General features: G+C 62.9%; 16 protein-coding genes and 2 tRNA genes. 4 read left to right on the top strand and 14 right to left on the bottom strand.

The genetic code is table 11. The annotated features are described in order from the left end of the window. Positions 1 to 26: 26 nt before the first annotated feature. From HMPREF1249_RS03650 to HMPREF1249_RS03605, 10 genes are all read right to left on the bottom strand, one after another. A tRNA-Glu gene (locus HMPREF1249_RS03650) sits at positions 27 to 102 on the bottom strand. A 1-nt stretch (position 103) separates the two neighbouring features. Further along, positions 104 to 177: transfer RNA gene (locus HMPREF1249_RS03645), tRNA-Gln, on the bottom strand. Positions 178 to 323: 146 nt separating this feature from the next. Further along, entirely contained in the window at positions 324 to 659 is a 336-nt protein-coding gene (locus tag HMPREF1249_RS03640; RefSeq protein WP_008519582.1) for a carboxymuconolactone decarboxylase family protein, read from the bottom strand. 46 nt (positions 660 to 705) lie between these two features. Continuing rightward, positions 706 to 1,431, bottom strand: coding sequence for a cytidine deaminase (cdd, locus tag HMPREF1249_RS03635; RefSeq protein WP_021775834.1), 726 nt, complete (start codon positions 1,429 to 1,431; stop codon positions 706 to 708). After that, on the bottom strand, positions 1,428 to 2,252 hold the full coding sequence (locus tag HMPREF1249_RS03630) for a nucleoside phosphorylase (RefSeq protein WP_008519578.1): 825 nt from the start codon (positions 2,250 to 2,252) through the stop codon (positions 1,428 to 1,430). The genes cdd and HMPREF1249_RS03630 overlap by 4 nt, the downstream gene beginning before the upstream one ends. After that, the gene (locus tag HMPREF1249_RS03625; RefSeq protein ID WP_008519576.1) at positions 2,249 to 2,971 is read right to left on the bottom strand and encodes a vWA domain-containing protein; all 723 of its coding nucleotides are present in this window, start codon (positions 2,969 to 2,971) and stop codon (positions 2,249 to 2,251) included. The genes HMPREF1249_RS03630 and HMPREF1249_RS03625 overlap by 4 nt, the downstream gene beginning before the upstream one ends. A gap of 51 nt (positions 2,972 to 3,022) precedes the next feature. Beyond that, positions 3,023 to 5,071 carry an AAA family ATPase gene (locus HMPREF1249_RS03620; RefSeq protein WP_008523374.1) on the bottom strand — a complete coding sequence of 683 codons (2,049 nt, stop codon included), beginning with the start codon at positions 5,069 to 5,071 and terminating at the stop codon, positions 3,023 to 3,025. A 65-nt stretch (positions 5,072 to 5,136) separates the two neighbouring features. Next, positions 5,137 to 5,721 carry a DUF1847 domain-containing protein gene (locus tag HMPREF1249_RS03615; protein ID WP_008523372.1) on the bottom strand — a complete coding sequence of 195 codons (585 nt, stop codon included), beginning with the start codon at positions 5,719 to 5,721 and terminating at the stop codon, positions 5,137 to 5,139. 85 nt (positions 5,722 to 5,806) lie between these two features. Further along, positions 5,807 to 6,226 (bottom strand): Fur family transcriptional regulator, encoded by a 420-nt coding sequence (locus tag HMPREF1249_RS03610; protein ID WP_008519570.1) that lies wholly within the window; start codon positions 6,224 to 6,226, stop codon positions 5,807 to 5,809. Positions 6,227 to 6,306: 80 nt separating this feature from the next. Continuing rightward, positions 6,307 to 6,867: a peroxiredoxin gene (locus HMPREF1249_RS03605; protein WP_008519568.1), complete on the bottom strand. Its 561-nt coding sequence runs from the start codon at positions 6,865 to 6,867 to the stop codon at positions 6,307 to 6,309. A gap of 291 nt (positions 6,868 to 7,158) precedes the next feature. Between HMPREF1249_RS03605 and HMPREF1249_RS03600 the strand changes: the two genes are divergently transcribed. Continuing rightward, positions 7,159 to 7,581, top strand: coding sequence for a MarR family winged helix-turn-helix transcriptional regulator (locus HMPREF1249_RS03600; RefSeq protein WP_008519564.1), 423 nt, complete (start codon positions 7,159 to 7,161; stop codon positions 7,579 to 7,581). An 11-nt stretch (positions 7,582 to 7,592) separates the two neighbouring features. Next, positions 7,593 to 8,078, top strand: a complete 486-nt coding sequence (locus tag HMPREF1249_RS03595; RefSeq protein ID WP_008519562.1) for an NUDIX hydrolase — start codon at positions 7,593 to 7,595, stop codon at positions 8,076 to 8,078. 69 nt (positions 8,079 to 8,147) lie between these two features. Here the strand turns inward: HMPREF1249_RS03595 and HMPREF1249_RS03590 are convergent, their stop codons facing one another. Continuing rightward, entirely contained in the window at positions 8,148 to 8,969 is an 822-nt protein-coding gene (locus HMPREF1249_RS03590) for a M55 family metallopeptidase (RefSeq protein ID WP_008519560.1), read from the bottom strand. A gap of 53 nt (positions 8,970 to 9,022) precedes the next feature. Between HMPREF1249_RS03590 and HMPREF1249_RS03585 the strand changes: the two genes are divergently transcribed. Beyond that, the gene (locus HMPREF1249_RS03585; RefSeq protein ID WP_008519558.1) at positions 9,023 to 10,090 is read left to right on the top strand and encodes a DmpA family aminopeptidase; all 1,068 of its coding nucleotides are present in this window, start codon (positions 9,023 to 9,025) and stop codon (positions 10,088 to 10,090) included. Here the strand turns inward: HMPREF1249_RS03585 and HMPREF1249_RS03580 are convergent. The 3 genes from HMPREF1249_RS03580 to HMPREF1249_RS03570 all read right to left on the bottom strand — a co-directional run bounded on the left by HMPREF1249_RS03580 (position 10,068) and on the right by HMPREF1249_RS03570 (position 15,298). Next, on the bottom strand, positions 10,068 to 11,879 hold the full coding sequence (locus tag HMPREF1249_RS03580) for a C69 family dipeptidase (protein ID WP_008523367.1): 1,812 nt from the start codon (positions 11,877 to 11,879) through the stop codon (positions 10,068 to 10,070). The genes HMPREF1249_RS03585 and HMPREF1249_RS03580 overlap by 23 nt on opposite strands. Positions 11,880 to 12,142: 263 nt before the next feature. Further along, entirely contained in the window at positions 12,143 to 13,114 is a 972-nt protein-coding gene (locus tag HMPREF1249_RS03575) for a biotin--[acetyl-CoA-carboxylase] ligase (RefSeq protein ID WP_008523366.1), read from the bottom strand. Between the two features lie 111 nt (positions 13,115 to 13,225). Further along, entirely contained in the window at positions 13,226 to 15,298 is a 2,073-nt protein-coding gene (locus tag HMPREF1249_RS03570; protein WP_008523364.1) for a DUF3825 domain-containing protein, read from the bottom strand. A gap of 119 nt (positions 15,299 to 15,417) precedes the next feature. Between HMPREF1249_RS03570 and tal the strand changes: the two genes are divergently transcribed. Next, positions 15,418 to 16,509 carry a transaldolase gene (gene tal, locus HMPREF1249_RS03565; protein WP_008523362.1) on the top strand — a complete coding sequence of 364 codons (1,092 nt, stop codon included), beginning with the start codon at positions 15,418 to 15,420 and terminating at the stop codon, positions 16,507 to 16,509.

Here is a 16,509-nt window from a genome sequence, read left to right as displayed (position 1 = left end):
AAAGAGGCGGGAGCTTTTGTAGTTAATGGCACTCTCTAGGGGATTCGAACCCCTGTTGCCGGGCTGAGAACCCGGAGTCCTGGACCACTAGACGAAGAGAGCATGGCTGGGGTACAAGGATTCGAACCTCGATTCCCTGATCCAGAGTCAGGTGTCCTGCCGTTGGACGATACCCCAACAAAGTCGGACGTAAATGACGGCACCCGTTCCAACGCAGGCTATCCTACCATGGAACCTTTTTTTTGGCAAGCGGTTTATTTTTCAAGCCGTCTGCCGCCTGTCCAGCTGGACGATGCCGCAGGCTTCCCTGTCAGGTCTGGGAGCTACTTTTTCAGCTGGTCGAACAGGTCGAGGACGATGCCGCCGTACGCGGTCGCCGGGCCGCCGCCCATCATGACGGCCACGCCGATGGCTTCTGCCAGTTCCTCTCTCGTGACCCCGGCGGCGATGCAGCCGCGGGTGTGAGCCTGAATGCAGGGATGGCACTTGACGATCACGGAGATCATCAGGGCGATGAGTTCTTTCGTCTTGACGGTTAAGGCGCCTTCCTTGACCACGGCGCCGTGGAGTGCGCCGAACGCCTTCATCACGTCGGGAGCTGCCTTGCCGAGAGCCTCTGAGCGGGCGCAGAGTGCCTGGTACTCGCTGTTGTCTGCCATTGAAAAACCTCCTTTGGAATATAAATGCTGATGTTTCAGTTATAGGTTAACCGCGCCGATATGTCAAACTGGCGTCCGGCCACAGGGTCGAAATGGCGCCGGCAAAGAGCATTTCCTCGCTGAAGCCGCCGGCCGTTTCAAAAAGGACGGCGCTTGAGACGGCTTCGGAAGAGCCGCCTCGGGCGATCAGCGCCGCTTGGACGGCCGTCACGCCCGGGTTATAAGCGGCGTTCTCAGCGGTACTGCCGCACCACACCGTTCCGCCAACGCCGCGCAGCGCCGCGCCGCGGCGGGCAGCGCTGTAGGGACAGTAGCTTTTTTCTGCCGCCTCTCGGGCCAGAGCGGTCAGCTCGTCCTCGTCGGTCAGCGGCCGAATAGAGACCGTCTCGTGTCCTAAAAATCCGGAGCCCTCTCGAAGGCTGAACGGGAAGGGCAGGAGGTCCTCAAGGCTCAAGGAGCCGTCGGGCAGAAAAACTTTTAACGTTTTGCGGCACGACAGCTCCCAGAGGAACTGTCGGCAGTGGCCGCAGGGCGTTTCTGTGACGTACAGCGAGTCGACCGCCCGTTCGCCGGCCTGAAAAGCTCTCGTCACAGCGCAGATTTCCGCGTGGACGGTCAAGGCCGGCTCGCAGCCCGGAAACTCGATGTTGAATCCTTCGTAGGCTCGGCCGGTTGATCCGACGGCGACCGCGCCGACGGGAAATCCGCTGATTGGGACGACGGCTCGTCGCTTGGCCGCTTCGATACGTTCGGTCAGCTTTTGTCCGGTCATCTCAGGCCGCCGTGCCAGTACGGTTTGTTCTCCCGGCGGCAGATCTCGTCCCGCCCGGCCAAGATGAGCAAGGCCTCGTTCGCCGCGGCGACGCTTTTTTCAATGCCCGTTTCGATCAGTTGGCCGGTTACCCGGTTGGCGATGGCCGTGCAGACGCAGCCGCTTCGGAGGCCGAAAAGCGAGCAGAGGGTGAACAGGGTGGCCGCCTCCATCTCGAAGTTCAGCACGCCCATGGCCGTCAGGTCGGAAATCAGGTGTTCGGTGGAGCTCGTCTTGAACCCGCCGAATCCCGGGCGGGCCTGTCCGGCGTAAAACGACGCGGTGGAGCAGGTGACGCCCACGTGACAGCGGTAACCGAGCCGGTCGCACGCCTCAATTAGCGCGGCAGTCACGTCGTAGCTGGCCGCTGCGGGATAGGCCGCCGGCGCGTACAGGTCGCTTGTGCCGTCGTGGCGGATCGCCGCGCAGTTGACGATCAGATCGCCGGGCTGAATCTCAGCGCGAAGGGCGCCGCAGGTGCCGACGCGGATAAACGTGTGAGTCCCCAGTCGGGCCAACTCCTCAATGGCGTTGGACGCCGACGGCCCGCCCACGCCGGTTGAGCAGGCTGTGACCGGCACACCGCGGAGCGTGCCGGTGAACGTTCGGTGCTCTCGGTTATTCGCCACGAGGCGGGCGTCGTCCCAGCCCTGAGCGATCAGGTCAGTTCGCGCCGGATCCCCGGGGAGTACGGCGTACGGGGCCGCGTCGCCGGGCTTGACGCGAATGTGGAACTGACACCCTTCCTGTTCGGGGCGTTCGGAATCGGACTTCCAGCTCATGGCTTGACCGGCTTTGAGTCATCATACTGCTGCCACTTGCCGACGTCGCCGGTAGAGCGGAAGTTTTTCACGGCTTCTTGGGCGGAGTCGAAGACGTTTTGCAGTCCGTTGGCGCTGGGTGCAAAGTCCATGGCGTTTTTTCTGCTGATGCCGATGGAAGATGCCTCTTTAGCGCTTTCGACGTTCGCTCCCATGTAGACGAACTCCCAGCCGCTCTTTCGGCAGTCGGCGATCAGCTTTTGAACCTGGCTGAGCCGGAACTCGACGCTGGAGTTCTCCTGTCCGTCGGTGACGATCAGGACGATGACCTTTTCAGACGCGCGGCCTTCTTCTTGGAGGGATTTCTTTAAATCGGAAACAGCTCGGCCGACGGCGTCGTACAGGGCTGTCGTGGACGTGGGGCTGTACTCCCGGCTTGTCAGAAGGGGGACGCGCTTCAGGTCAACTTGGCTGCCGAGTACCCGATAGGTGCTGTTGAACAGAACCGTCGTGAGCCGAGCCTCTCCGGGCTCTTTTTTCTGCTTTTCGATAAAGCTGTTGTAGCCGCCGATCGTGTCACTGGACAGGCCAAACATCGAACCGCTCTCGTCAAGGATGAACAGAATGTCAGTCGTCTCCGGTTTTGCTTTCGTTATCTGCCGTGGCTTCGCCGCAGCCGGCAGAGCGGCCAGCCCGACGAGAAGCGCGCAGCACGCGAGAATTGCACATAAACGCTTCATATCTTCACCACCTTGATTAGGAAAAATTTCTTAGCATAAGCTACGTAAATTCTATTCTATGACGGTCTTTGCTCTCGGGCAGGGTGAATTGCCTGACAGAAACCTGGGCAAAGTTGCGGTAAAATGCCGGGCCTCAAGCGGGCAGCCCTCGCCGAGACAGAGGGCTGCAGCGCTTTCGGTCCACCGCCGAAGCGCGGCGCCGCTCATGCTGTCAGACTCTTTTGCAAGCTCGCCGACGTCGCAGAGCGCGGGAAGGCGCAGGCCCTTCAGCGCTAACGACAGAATCTGCGCCCGTTCGGTCTCGTCGGGGAGTTTCAGCTCGATCTGCCGGTCAAATCGGCAGCCGGAAAAGACGCCGCTGTCCAGCAGGTCCGGCCGGCTTGTGGCGGCCAGAATGAACACCGCGTCGTCCGGGGTCAGCCGGTCCATTTCAAAGTAAAAGACACTCGTCAGGCCATTGTCGCGCCCCCGAGGACGAAGGAGTGCTTCCGCCTCGTCGAAGAACAGGACGGCCGGCGCCGCCCGACGGGCTGAGACGAAGATCTCCCGAAGCGCCCGAGCCGCCTCGGCTGGACCAGCCGCACAGAGCGCCGGTCCGCTGGCCGAGAGGAAGATGGCGGTTCGCTGTCCCGCGACGGCCTGAGCCAGCATGGTTTTTCCCGTCCCGCTGGGGCCGGAGACCAGCGCGCCCCGAGGCGGCCGTATGCCTGCGTCGAGCAGCCGGGGCGCTAAAACGAACGCCTGTTTCGTCAGGTCCTTCAGCTGCGCCTTGGCGTCGGCGAGTCCGCCGATATCGTCCCAGCTCACCGGAGCGATTTCCGTCCGTAGCTGGCGGGTCACAGACGGCGACAGCTGGGCTAAGGCCTTTTTGAAGTCGTCCATCGTCACGGCTTCGGCTTCCAAGTTTTTCGGGAACGTCCCGTCTGGGGCGATCCGACGCCACGCGGCCAGAGCCGCCTCGCGGACCAGCGCGGCCAGGTCCGCGCCGACAAAGCCGTACGCCTGAGCGGCCACTTGGTCCAAGTCGACGTCGTCGGCTAGGGGAACGGGCTGGCAGTGAACGGCCAAGATTTCTTTTCGGGCCTGCCGCGTCGGCATGGGAATTTCGATTTCCCGGTCAAACCGTCCGGGCCGCCGAAGCGCTGGGTCAATCGAGTCGGGCAGGTTTGTGGCCGCCATGACGACGACCTGACTTCGGGCCGGCAGCCCGTCGAGCAGAGTCAAAAGCTGGGACACGACCCGCCGCTCCACCTGCTTTTCAGCGCCCATGTCCTGCCGACGGGGGGCGATAGCGTCCAGCTCATCGATGAACACCACGGCCGGAGCGTTCTGCTGCGCTTGGGTGAACAGGTCGCGGAGCCGCTCTTCGCTTTCGCCGTAGTACTTGCCGATGATCTCCGGGCCGGAGATTGACGCGAACCACGCGTCGGTTTCTTGGGCGACGGCCCGGGCGATCAGCGTCTTGCCGGTGCCGGGCGGCCCGTAGAGCAACACGCCCTTCGGAGGCTCAACGCCAAAATGGGCGAAGGCTTCCGGGTGGACGAGCGGGAGTTCGACCAGCTCCCGAACCAGCCGAAGTTGGTCTGACAGTCCGCCGACCGACGCGTACCCCTGAAGTTTCCCGCTGACGGGCGGAACAGCACGGGTCAGACAGATTTGGCTCGAGGGGGAGACGAGCAGAAAACCCGCCGGCGACGCCGACAGAAGGCGGAACCGAGCCGTTTCCCTTGCCAGCTGAAGCGTTATCGTTTCCCCAACCGCCAGCGCCGTATCGGTTAGGGCGTTGGTTAGGTCCTGCGGCGAGACCGACTGGGGAAGCGGCGAAAGGGGCGCCAGCGTTAAACTGGCGGCCCAAGCCCATGGCACGGCCTCGAGGGCAATTCTCCTGCCGGCCTCAAGGCCGAGCTGAGAGGCCAGCGCCGCGCCCGCGATGACTTGGTCGGGCTCCAGCCCTTCGTCAAAACAGGCGAAAAAAGGGAGACTTCCCCCGACGAGGCGGGCGAGTCCTTTTTTTCTGCCGCCGGATAGGGCTATAGAGCCCGGGCCGAGGAGCATTCCCTTCAGGTCAGGGCGAATGGATATGACGCGCAGTTGGGGCATTCTTTCCTCCGATAGTTTTTTCGTGCCCGGACTTTTGCCGAATGAGACGGCAGAGCACGAACCGTTTACGACTTGCGGGGCTCCATATGGCCGCCGAGCCGGCGGGTCAGGTACGGACAGGTAAAAGCGGCCACCGGGTTATGGCCGAGCCGGCGGTCTTTCACCACCACGACGGTACAGGGTGCCGCGCTGTGGCGGAAGAAGACCGAGTCGTGTCCCACGCACAGTCCCATCACGACGTTGAAGTCGGTTTGAGCCTCGTTCATCACCGCCGCCTGTTCGGCCGGGTTGCACGACAGAGGCCCAAGCCAAGGGCGTTGCTCGTGTCCCATCTCCGCTTTTGTCAGCCCGCCGATTTTGCAGCAGGCCGAAACCACTTCAAACTCGCGCTCCAAAACAGCCGCGTAGGTCTTCGCCTCGTTGGCCAGCCCGCCGCAAAACGCCAATCCAATTCGACGGTAGCCCATACGCCGGCAGAACTCGATGATCTCGTCGGCTCGGCACATCTCGCCGTAGAAATCGGCTTCCACTGACGCTGCGACGGTCATCAGTCGCTCGTCGAGCTCGTCGTACCTTGACCGGGAACCAAGAACCCGGCACGCTTGGCCTTTTGTGCTACACCGCATGGTGGAACACTCGTGACAGTTCACGGCCTCACCCCCTCGGATCATATTGTAGCGCAGGCCGCTCAGCGGAAAGCGAAGAAAAAGCCCGGTTCGGAAGAACCGGGCTTTTTTACGCTGACGCTGTTTGAGCCTCCGACGAGGCTTCCTTTTCTTTGCTCAGGCAGTCGGGACACAGCCCCTGAAGGAGCAGTTCCCATTCGGTCACTTGGCAGTCGTCCGGGATGCTCGACAGGTCGACGACGGGACGCGTCGGCCAGATGTCGTAGATCTCGCCGCATCGACAGCACTTCAGGTGCAGGTGCGGCTCCTGAACTCCTTCATAACGGGCCGGCGATGTCCCTTCAATTCGCGCGATCATGCCGCTCTCAAGAAGGGCGTCCAGATTGCGGTACACCGTTCCGAGGCTGATCGACGGCACGGTTTTCTTTACCTCGTCGTACACTTGGTCGGCGGTGGGATGGTAATTTCGCCGCTGGAGAATCTCAAGGATTGCTTCCCGCTGTTTTGTTCGTCTCTGGACCAAAGTCATCACCTCCGTATCAAGAGCCGTCCCCCGACGCGCAGCGTTCGAGGGACGGCGGACGGGATATTATGTTCCTGTGGAAAAAGTTAGATCTTGCCGACCAGTTCCTTGCCCGGGGTCAGAGCCTCGTCGCCGGGTTCCCAGCTGGCAGGGCAGACCTGTCCGTGCTCAGCGGCGAACTTCGCGGCCCGGAGCTTGCGGAGCAGCTCCTTGCAGCTGCGGCCCACGCTGGGCTCGTGGATTTCGATGGTCTTCAGCACGCCCTCGGGGTCGATGACGAACGAGCCGCGCAGGGCCAGCCCCGCGTCTTCCATGTAAACGCCGAACGCCTTCGCCAGCTTGCCCGTCGGGTCGGCCAGCATGGGGAACTTGATCTTCTTGATGGTGTCGGAAGCGTCGTGCCAAGCCATGTGGGTGAACTCGGTGTCGCAGCTGACGCTGAACAGCTCGGCGCCCTCTTTCTTGAAGGTCTCGTAGTTGTCGGCCATCTCGCCCAGCTCGGTCGGGCAGACGAACGTGAAGTCGGCGGGGTAGAACACGATGATCCGCCATTTTCCGTCGTAATCGGAGAACTTGATCTCCTTGAAGTCGTCGTCCTGATAAGCCATGGCGCGGAAATCTTCGATTTTGTCGTTAATCTTGTACATCAAAACTCCTCCTTAATCAAGCGCAGATAAAACTGCGAGAGATGAGAAACCGCTCTTTAACTTTCTGGCGAAATTCTACCAAGGGAAAACCGACCGGTCATCATTGAAATCACTTATTGATAACTATTCTTATTTTACTAGGCGGCTCGGGGTCTCTTCGCCGGTTCAGCGGCGTTCAGGAGATAAAGGGAAGGCGAAGAAGGGAATAACCGCCTTATTTTGCAATTTATTTGATAGTGGCGTATATTGTTATACAAATAAAATCTAGCCGTTTGACGAGGGACATCGAAAATGAACGAAGGAATAATGGACAAGGCAGCAGAGTTAATGTTGAACCTGTGCGAGACCCTTTCTGGCTGGGAATCCAGCGTGGCCAAGCTCGGCCGGCTGTCGGTGCCTCAGCTGAAAGCGCTGTGCGTCATAGGTCGGCACAGGGACGTGCGGATGAAGGACGTGGCGGATCGGCTAAAGCTGACCACAGGGACCGTGACGGTGATGATTGATCGGCTGCAGAGCATGGGACTGGTCAAACGGATCCGCTCGGAGATGGATCGGCGGTCGTATCAGCTGGCGCTGACGGAACAAGGGCAGGCGGTGTTCAACGAGCACGATCGGCGTCAGAACGATATGCTTCGCCGGCTGTTCGCTCGAATGGAGCCAGAGGACTTGGACGGATTCATGCGGGGAGCGAGGGCGCTGCTCCGAGCCCTGTAGGCTGACCTGCGATGGAAAGCTTTTCTCAGACTGAGCCGCTTGAGGACGGCCGGCCCTATCTTGGGCCGGCCGCTAAGGTGACGCCGGAAGATGTGTTTTTCCCGCCGTCGGTGCCCGACTGCGACGTGTCGTTTGTGGTGATGCTCGTCAGGGAGAACGGCCGGCTGCTGGTCTGTCATCATCAGGGCCGAGGCGAGTGGGAGCTTCCCGGCGGCAGGCGGGAGCGGGGCGAGACGCCCTTCGAGGCCGCGGCGCGGGAGCTGTGGGAAGAGACCGGCGCGCTGGAGTTTGAGCTGACCTTCCTCGGCTGGTACGGGGTGAGAGGGCCGGAGGGCCAGACGTTCGGCGCCGCGTACTCGGGCGTCGTGTCTTCCCGTGGGGACCTGCCGCCCTACGAGATCGCGAGCGTTTGTCCGGTCGACCAAGTGCCGGAAGGCGGCTGCGCCTACCCGGAAATTCAGCCGGCAATTTTGGAGCACTTCGCCGGGCGGTTCTGATCGGCAAAAAGTAACGAAAAAAGCCCAGCTGACGAAAGTCAGCTGGGCTTTTTCTTGCCGATTTAAAATTTATTGCCCTCCGAGGGAGATGAGCGTTCCCGCGTATCGGCGCATGACGGCCATGCCGCGTCCGGTCACCCGAACGGTCCGGCCGCCGATTCGTTCGGTGCAGGGCAGAATCGCCGCTCGGTCGCACTGGTGGGTGAAGTGGAAGGTGATCTGCAGGTCGAACTCCTGCGGGCTGGGCGGGCAGGAAATTTCACCGCGGATGAGTTTTCCGACGGCCTCCGCGGCGCGCTGTCTGATCAACTCGGAGCTGGCGTCAGGCGGAAGGCACGTGGCGGCAAAACGGCTGTGAGCGGTTTTGACTTGGGCGGTAACGACGTCGGGGCCGAGAAGGTTGACCGCCTCGTCGCAGACGGCTCTGTCGCCGGTCACGAGGGTCACCGGGACGCCGCACTCGGCGCAGACGGCGGCGTTGATTCCTGTTTCGCCGACTTCGCGGCCGTTCAGGGTGATCGAGTAGACCGTCCGGCCCGAAATGGTGTGGTCCAAAATCGCCAGCGGCGTTCCGGCCGCGGCGTGGTATCCGACGAAGAACGCGCCGTCGCAGGTTTCGACGGCCTGAACCATGCTGAGCGGCTTCGGAGTGCCGCTCAAGAGTTTGACCTGCGGGCCAAACTCCCGAATGTCCAAGTTGATCATTCGGTCGTGGGAGTCGTTCACAAGGACCTCGTCCGCGCCGCCGGCGAGAGCGCCTCTGACGGCCGACGCCACGTCGTGACACTCCATCTGACAGCCGAACGCGTATTCCGGCTCGGAGCTGATCGTCTGGCAGGGAGCCGTGACTCCTGTGCAGCCTTCCATGTCGGCGCTGATATATATTCTCATCGGGGAAGCTCCTTTCCAAGGCCGGTATAATGGGCCCAAGGTGAGGTGATACGATGAACGTTGACTTGTTGGGGCAGGGACTGTGGACTTTGCCGCGGGGAGGGGGCAACAGCATTTCAGACGTGCCGGGCGTTTTGGTCGGTCACGTGACGCTGTCGAGCGGGGCGGTCCAGACCGGCGTGACGGCCTTGGTGCCGGGAGACGATCTGTTCTGCCGCAAAATGGCCGCGGGCTGCTGGGTCGCCAACGGCTACGGGAAAACCGCCGGGCTGGTTCAAATCGCCGAGCTGGGAACGTTGGAGACGCCGATTCTCCTGACGAACACCCTGTCGGTCGGGGCCGTCTGGGACGGTCTGGTCGGCTGGCTGATGGAGCACGAGCCGTCGATCGGCCGGGAGGCCGGCACGGTCAATCCGGTGGTCGCCGAGTGCAACGACGGCTTTCTGAACGATCTGCGGCTGCGCTCTGTGACGCCGGAGATGGCTCGTCAGGCGTTGGACGCGGCCAGCGTCAACTTCTCCCTTGGCTCGGTCGGAGCCGGCCGGGGGATGAGCTGCTACGAGCTCAAGGGCGGGATCGGGACGGCCTCCCGTCGGGTTGGTTGTTACACGGTCGGAGTTCTCGTCTTGACGAATTTCGGCTCGCTGTCTGACCTGACGTTGAGGGGACAACCCACCGGGCGGTTCATTGGGCAGAAGCTGTCCGGCGGGCGCGAAGCCGGCCCCGACGGGTCGGTCATCGCCGTGATCGCGACCGACGCGCCCCTTTCGAGCAGACAGCTGACCCGGTTGGCTCGACGGGCGACGGTCGGGGTGACCCGTCGGGGGGCTTTCGTCTCCCACGGCAGCGGGGAGATATCGGTCGCGTTTTCCACCGCGTCCCGGATTCCATCGGGCCGAGGACCGTTCAATTTGCCCGTGATGGGGCCGGAGGCGGCCAACGACTTCTTCAGGGCGGTCGTGGAGGGGACCGACGAGGCGGTGCTTCGCTCCATGCTGGAAGCCCAACCGGTGGTCGGCCGGGACGGTCACAAGCGGCCGAGCCTGCGCGACTTCCCTGACGCTCCCGGCCTTGAAGGCGTCCTGGAGCCGGGGAACTTTACAGGCTGCAGCTGCCGGTGAACGTCTCCCGAGGCTGGGCCGGTCGGACCGTCAGCCGTCCCAGTGCGGCGATCGGCTGGCCGCTGACGTCGTGTCCGGCAAGCCAGAAGCCGCCGGCGCACGGCGCGGCGCTTTCTGTCGCTTCCCGGGCGCGGAACGCGACGCTCCAGCTCGTCGGGCCGACCTGCCGGAGCGAGCCGGCCAGGGGCGACGCCCAAGTCATCGGCGCCGAACCGCTCTGGCCCAACCGAAGGGAGCTCTCGAACGGGGACGTGCCGCACTCAAACGAGACGGTCAGCTGGCAGTCCGGGTCTGACTTGTCGACTTCATGGGGCGAAAACGACGCCTGAGCCGGTCCGAATGGCGCGAGAAGCGCCTTCATTTGTCTGTCGGTTTCCTCCGCGTCGCGCTTCGCTCGGCTTGATGACAGCCTGCCGGCTTCTTCCCAGTCGCCTTGATCGGCCAGCCGGCAGCGGTCGAGCCGGGCTTCTTCGGCCGAGGCGTCAAGCTCGTCCTGCCGCTTTTTCCGCCACTCTGAGACGGTCTGATGAGCCGACGAGTACAGCAGGTCGATGAGAGTTTGCCGCTCGAACAGCTTGTGCCAGAAGGCCCCGTCGTTCAGCTGGCTTGGGTCTGACTGACAGTGTCGGTCAAGCGCCGCGGCCGGATCGTCCAGCGGGTCAAGCTGGGGCGGAAGCTCGCCCAGCAGGTCGAACGTCTGATACGGCGACAGGCAGGGGCGGCCTTGGGCAATCTGAATTTCCGTCAGGTGCGGGTTGGCGTGGGGCAGGACGACCCAGCTTTCGACTGTGCCGCCGGTACAGATACGCCGCCGGGGCGTGTAGTGGGGCGAATGGCCGGCGAAGTCGATGGTCAGGTCGTCGGGCGTGCCCTCGTAGTGATCCTGAAGAATCGTCCGAACGTCCCGGTCGGTCAGCGGCCTGTTCGGCGTTACCGCAAACGGTAGTTTTTCGTCCGCGCCGGGCATACGGCCTGTCAGGGCGGCGACGGCGTGCCGGTGCCGGTAGGTGTTGCCGTCAACGCGGACCGAGCCGGGGTCTTGGTACGCGGCCGCGAAGTCGAACGCCTCTTCGCCGCAGCCCCGGGGACACCAGCCCCTCGCCTGAGCACGGCTGATCGCGTCGGGCGACAGGAAATGAGGGCGGTCCTTCAAGTCGCCGCCTTGAATGGTGAAGTGGTTGGGAATGACCGCGGCCATGTGGTCGTCCAGGCGGACGGCGCAGTAGACCTTGCCCATGGAGACTTGGAGGACCCACGCTTCTTCGGCGTCGGCGACGGCGTAGCTTCGCCCCGGCGTTCGGTAGCCCCATTGGTTCAGAAGCCGGCATGCCAGCTCGACGCCATCTCTGGCGCTTCTGGCCCCTTCGGCGAGCGCGCGGCGAAGGCCGTAGGCGAGCCCCCCGCCGGTCAAGTCCGGCTCGTCGTCCTTGCGGCTGTGGGCGCAGCTGTTGCTCACCAAAACGACGCCCCACTCGTTGACGAAGCAGTCGGCCGACGACATGCCTTTCTCGTCCCGAACTTCCGTCCAAAATATCTTGGGTGTCGTTCCCGTTAGGGCTGGGCGGGCGGCGTACTCTTCGCAGATCATTCGGGCCCCGCCGCTGTAGGTTCGGGCCGGCACGAGGCCATGACGGACCACGAGCCGCCCCGGGTCGTCCTCGTTGTGTCCCACGATGACCCGGCCGTTGGCCGACGCCTTCTTCCCCACCAAAAGGGTAGTGCAGGCTTCTCCCCGCCGGGCGCAGAGAAACAGAACTCCTATGACGGCCAGTGCCACAATTGAACTCATGTTTTTCACCTCGCGCGTCGTTTTGTCCCGCCGTCGGCGGGGCCGTTCCCCGCAAGACTAGTTCACGAACAGACGGCTGTCAACGAGCCGCCATCGGTTTTGGCCTCGCGGGCTGGCACAAAAAAGAGGCGTTTCCATTTTTGAGGGACAAAAGGGGGACCTTTTTTTGCAGAAATTTCTCTGCGCTGGCTCTCGTTTCGGCTTGCGTTGCGTTAAGACTGCTCGTTATTCGGTCCCGCTACGAGCAATAAACCTTGTCCCTTTTATTTCTGGTGGCCGAGATGAACTTCGCCGGACAGCAGCCGGCGAAGTTGTCCGTCAGCCAAGCGGACTTCAAGCCGGCCGACACTGTCAATTCCGAGGACAATCGCTTTTTGAGCTAAACCGGCGTCGTCGGTGAAGCTGATTTCCCTGCCGGTCAGAGACGATCGGCGGCGGCAAATTTCAAGCGCCTGGGGGGACGCCGGATTGGCTAGGTAGTCGTCGAACAGCGGCTCGAAGGCGTTGAGAAACTTGGCCAACAGGGCGGTTCGGTCGTGAGTTTTCCCGCTAACAGCGGCAAGCGACGTGGCGATCCCCTCGATGTCGGGCGGAAAGTCCGTCTGGTTGACGTTGAGTCCCACGCCCATGATGACCCAGTGAATCCGGTCGAGCTCGCAGCTCATCTCGGTCAGTATGCCGCAGACTTTCTTCCCGTTCAGAAGCAGGTCGTTGGGCCACTTGATCTGAGGCTCAAATCCGGCGGAAACGAGAGCCTGCGCCATGGCCGCCGCGCCGATCTGGGTGATGAGAGCCGCCCGCGACGGCGGCAGGGCGGGCCGCAGCAGCAACGAGAACTGGAGCGCTTGACACTGGTCCGAGTGCCACGTCCGGCCGGAGCGGCCTCGTCCGGCGGTTTGGTGCTCGGCGGCGATCACGAGGCCGTCGGACGCTCCTTCACGGGCCCTCGTCCGGCACAGCGTGTTGGTTGAGTCCACTTGCGCGAGGATCTCGCATGACCGTCCAATTCGGCAGGTCGTCAGCAGCTCGGCGAGTTTCATCCTGTCCAGCCGGTCAGGCTCGAAGGCGAGGCGGTACCCTCTTCGGGGCTGAGCCTCAATAAGATAGCCGTCGCTGCGAAGCATTTGAACGGCCTTCCAGACCGCCGCGCGGGTGACGCCAAGCAGGGCGCAGATTTTCTGTCCTGAGACGAATCCGTCGGACTGCCTCAGCGCCTGAAGGACTGAGTCTTTCATTCGCTTCACCTCCATGGATTTTTTTATTGTGGCGCGCCTTGGCTGGCTGGTCAAGGCGCGGAGCCAAAATGAACGAGGCGCGTCCGAATCAATCGGACGCGCCTCGCATCGTTATTTTTTCCTGCGGAATAGGTTCCACAGCATTGAAAGGGCAGAGTTGGCCCGAGGAGATTGGTCCAAAACGGAGCAGGTCTCCTTCGGGGCGTTCTCGCGCTCGCTCTTGACTGGCTGAGCCGCGGTCCTTGGGCTGCGCGCTCCGCCGCGTCCCTTGCGGCGGGAAAGGCGCAGGGTTTGCTGCGGCTGGGAGTCCTTTTGGCTTTCGTCGTCCTGGAGCACCGGCGCCGGCGGCAGGGTCAGAGGGTCGAGCCAAGGGACCGTCGGCCGGAACATCACTCGAGCCGAGCGGTAGACCCATCGAAGAGGGTAGATCGTGTGCCCTTGGTACCCGACCGAGCCGATTCGCTCGCAGATCAGGGCCAAGTCGACTCGGCTTGACGACGTCAGGTCCAGCGGCAGCGCGAGGCCGAGCGTCTGGCGGCTGATTCGGTAGATCGGAACGGCCAGCCGGTAGTCGTACTGAAGGCGCTTCATCACGTTGTCGATGGCGCCTTCAAAAATCGATTTGAGCCGCCGATGGGTCAGCGGGTTGGTCCGAAGCTCCCGGCGGCACGACCGGACGACCGACAGGTCCTGAATGAACGGCGCGCCGTTCGGGACGTCCAGTCCGACGAGCCGGAGCACCTCGCCGGGGATCCGGCTGATCTTGTCCACTAGGACGTGGTTCCAGTCCACCTGCGGTTCGCCGGCCGACAGGTCGTAAATCAGCTCGTCGGCGGAGCGTGAAAAGACGGCTCTGGGCGGCAGAGGCGAGAAGTTCTTCAGCAGCGGTTTGCCGTACTGGCCCTGCCCAGGCAGGCAGAAGTCGAGCAGCTCCCAGCTCTCCGACTTGCGGCCGAAGTAGGCGAAGATAGGCTCGCAGTTGCGGTCCAGCAGGCCGGTGTTGAACGCCGCGATCTCTTTTTTCCTGTCAAAGCCCAGGCCGCCGAGCCGCTTGACTCGGGCAAACGTGGCCCGGACGTACTCTTTCAGGATTGACAGCGGAAGCTCGTCGTCGTGGAACTCCCACGGTTCCGGCAGGGCCATGCCGGCGAGACGCCGGTACTGGTCGTCGGAAATGGCCGCGAAGTTCTTCAGCGCCCAGCTGCCCGACCGTTCTGTCGAGGCCCGCTGAAGGGCCTTGCTGGCGCTGCGGGCCGAGCGGGTCGAAGTTCTTTTTTGTGGCTCGCTTTTCGGCTGAGCCGGCGCGGGCTGGCTCGGTTCGGGCGCGGGCGCCGCGTTTTTGCGCAGCAGGGCGTAGACGTTGTTTCTCTGTTTGTCCCGCTGGAGCGTCACGGCGCCGGCCATGCGGCGCGTCAAAAACGTTGACAGGCACGAACAGCCGTACAGCTTGGGGCGGAATCCCGGCAGCCGGTCTTTCAGCCGGTCGGCGAGGCGGCTCAGGTGCATTCGCCCGTCCGGCTCGGCGCTCAGGAGCTCTTCCACCGCTCGAAGCGCTTCGTCCACAGGCGGCTGATCGGACGCGCCCTTGTCCGTTTGTCCGGTCACTCGAAGCTCAGCACAGACGGACTGCTTTTCTCCCTTGCGCAGCGAAACCAGCTCGGACAGCTGGCGGCTGAGAAATGATGACAGCCTGGCGCTTCCGTAGTGGGAAGGGCTCCAACCCGGCAGAGAATCGTTCAGCGACGAGCCCAGCTGGCTCAAGTCGAGCTTCTTGCTCGGGGCTTGGGACAGCGCGTCGAGGGCGGCCTGTCGGACTCGCTCAATCGGGTAGGCCGTTTGCTCTGCGTCGGCCGACGGCTTGGGATCCGCCGGAGCTTCTTCAGGCTCGTCTGAGCTCGCCGGGGCCGCCGAAACGAGCCGAACGGTCGTCGTGTTGGTCCGCTTGTCCAGCTGGAGCTCCACGACGTCGCCCAATTTCCGCGACAGCAGGGACGACAGCTTGGCGCAGCCGAAGACGTTCGGGCGAAAGCCGGGCAGCCGACTTCGGAGCAGTTCCGACACGTCGTTCAAGTCCATTTGAGCGGACGGCGCGTCCTTCAGGGCCTCGCAGACGGCATCTCTCACTTGAAGAAGCTGCGGCTCTTGGCCGTTCGACGGCGAAGTTTTGTGTTGTGGTTCGCTCATGTTTTCCTCCTTTCTGAGGTTTCCCTCCGATGATAGGAGCATGGTAGCATATTTCCACGGGCTGCGCCGGCGGCCTATCGTATAATCAAGGAGAACTCTGACGGTCGGGAGGCTGGAAAATGAACAGGCTGGAGAGCGCCTACAAGGCGGGACAGAGCATTTGGTACGATCACATCAGCGCGTCGCTTCTCAATTCGGGCAGGCTGGCCGAGCTGACGGCGCAGGGAATTCGGGGCGTCACGTCGAACCCGTCGATCTTCCGCGACGCTATTGTCGGTTCGTCCGACTACGACGAACGCATTGCCGATTTGGCCCGGCAGAAGCTGGGCGATCAAGAGATCCTTGAAGCCCTCGAGGTGGAGGACGTGACCGCGGCCTGTGACGTTCTTCTCCCGGTCTGGGAGGCGTCGGGCGGAACTGACGGCTTCGTGAGCTTGGAGGTTTCTCCCAATTTGGCGTACAGCGCGGACGAGACGGTCCGTCAGGCGACAGACCTGTGGCGTCGGATCGGCCGGCCGAACGGGATGATCAAAGTCCCTGCGACGCCGGCTGGGTGCGAGGCTATTCAGACGCTCACCGCCGAGGGCGTCAACGTCAACGTCACGTTGATCTTTTCGCCTCGGCAGTACCGGGCCGTCGCAGAGAGCTTCCTCCGAGGGCTTGAAGCGCGGCTCAAGGCCGAAAAATCTCTGGCCGGCGTGGCGTCGGTCGCGTCAGTCTTCGTGAGCCGTCTCGACACGGCGGCGGCGAAGCCGATGGCCGACGCGGGGCTGGAGAGCGAGCCCGGTCAGGTTGGGGTGGACAACGCCCGGCTGGTCTATCAGGACTTCATTCGGATCTTCTCGGGCGCCCGGTGGAACCGGCTTGCCCAGTCCGGTGCGTCGGTTCAGCGTCCCCTGTGGGCCAGCACGTCGGTGAAAAGGGGCGACTGGCCGGACTGCCTGTACGTCGACAGTTTGATCGGGCCTCACACCGTCAATACGGTTCCGCCTAAAACGCTCGACGCGTTTCTTGATCACGGCGCCGTGAGAGATTCCGTCACGAGCGACGTCCCTCTGGCTCGGTCGCGGATGGCCCAACTGGCCGCCTGCGGAATCGACGTGGAAAGATTGGCGGAGGACCTGTTGGCCAAGGGAGTGGAACAGTTCGTGACCGCGGCAGACCAGCTGTTGTTGGGCGTGAAACAGAAACGGGCGGCGCTGGGATTTTAG

Source organism: Jonquetella sp. BV3C21, from assembly GCF_000468895.1.
GTDB lineage: Bacteria > Synergistota > Synergistia > Synergistales > Dethiosulfovibrionaceae > Jonquetella > Jonquetella anthropi.
Note: the sequence above shows the minus strand (reverse complement) of the source record. Positions and strands in the feature narration are given on the sequence as shown.

Excerpts from the sequence above, each read along its gene's own strand:
- HMPREF1249_RS03640 (WP_008519582.1), bottom strand. The coding sequence starts at position 659 with ATGGCAGACAACAGCGAGTACCAGGCACTCTGCGCCCGCTCAGAGGCT.
- cdd (WP_021775834.1), bottom strand. The coding sequence starts at position 1,431 with ATGACCGGACAAAAGCTGACCGAACGTATCGAAGCGGCCAAGCGACGA.
- HMPREF1249_RS03630 (WP_008519578.1), bottom strand. The coding sequence starts at position 2,252 with ATGAGCTGGAAGTCCGATTCCGAACGCCCCGAACAGGAAGGGTGTCAG.
- HMPREF1249_RS03625 (WP_008519576.1), bottom strand. The coding sequence starts at position 2,971 with ATGAAGCGTTTATGTGCAATTCTCGCGTGCTGCGCGCTTCTCGTCGGG.
- HMPREF1249_RS03620 (WP_008523374.1), bottom strand. The coding sequence starts at position 5,071 with ATGCCCCAACTGCGCGTCATATCCATTCGCCCTGACCTGAAGGGAATG.
- HMPREF1249_RS03610 (WP_008519570.1), bottom strand. The coding sequence starts at position 6,226 with ATGACTTTGGTCCAGAGACGAACAAAACAGCGGGAAGCAATCCTTGAG.
- HMPREF1249_RS03605 (WP_008519568.1), bottom strand. The coding sequence starts at position 6,867 with ATGTACAAGATTAACGACAAAATCGAAGATTTCCGCGCCATGGCTTAT.
- HMPREF1249_RS03600 (WP_008519564.1), top strand. The coding sequence starts at position 7,159 with ATGAACGAAGGAATAATGGACAAGGCAGCAGAGTTAATGTTGAACCTG.
- HMPREF1249_RS03595 (WP_008519562.1), top strand. The coding sequence starts at position 7,593 with ATGGAAAGCTTTTCTCAGACTGAGCCGCTTGAGGACGGCCGGCCCTAT.
- HMPREF1249_RS03590 (WP_008519560.1), bottom strand. The coding sequence starts at position 8,969 with ATGAGAATATATATCAGCGCCGACATGGAAGGCTGCACAGGAGTCACG.
- HMPREF1249_RS03585 (WP_008519558.1), top strand. The coding sequence starts at position 9,023 with ATGAACGTTGACTTGTTGGGGCAGGGACTGTGGACTTTGCCGCGGGGA.
- HMPREF1249_RS03580 (WP_008523367.1), bottom strand. The coding sequence starts at position 11,879 with ATGAGTTCAATTGTGGCACTGGCCGTCATAGGAGTTCTGTTTCTCTGC.
- HMPREF1249_RS03575 (WP_008523366.1), bottom strand. The coding sequence starts at position 13,114 with ATGAAAGACTCAGTCCTTCAGGCGCTGAGGCAGTCCGACGGATTCGTC.
- HMPREF1249_RS03570 (WP_008523364.1), bottom strand. The coding sequence starts at position 15,298 with ATGAGCGAACCACAACACAAAACTTCGCCGTCGAACGGCCAAGAGCCG.
- tal (WP_008523362.1), top strand. The coding sequence starts at position 15,418 with ATGAACAGGCTGGAGAGCGCCTACAAGGCGGGACAGAGCATTTGGTAC.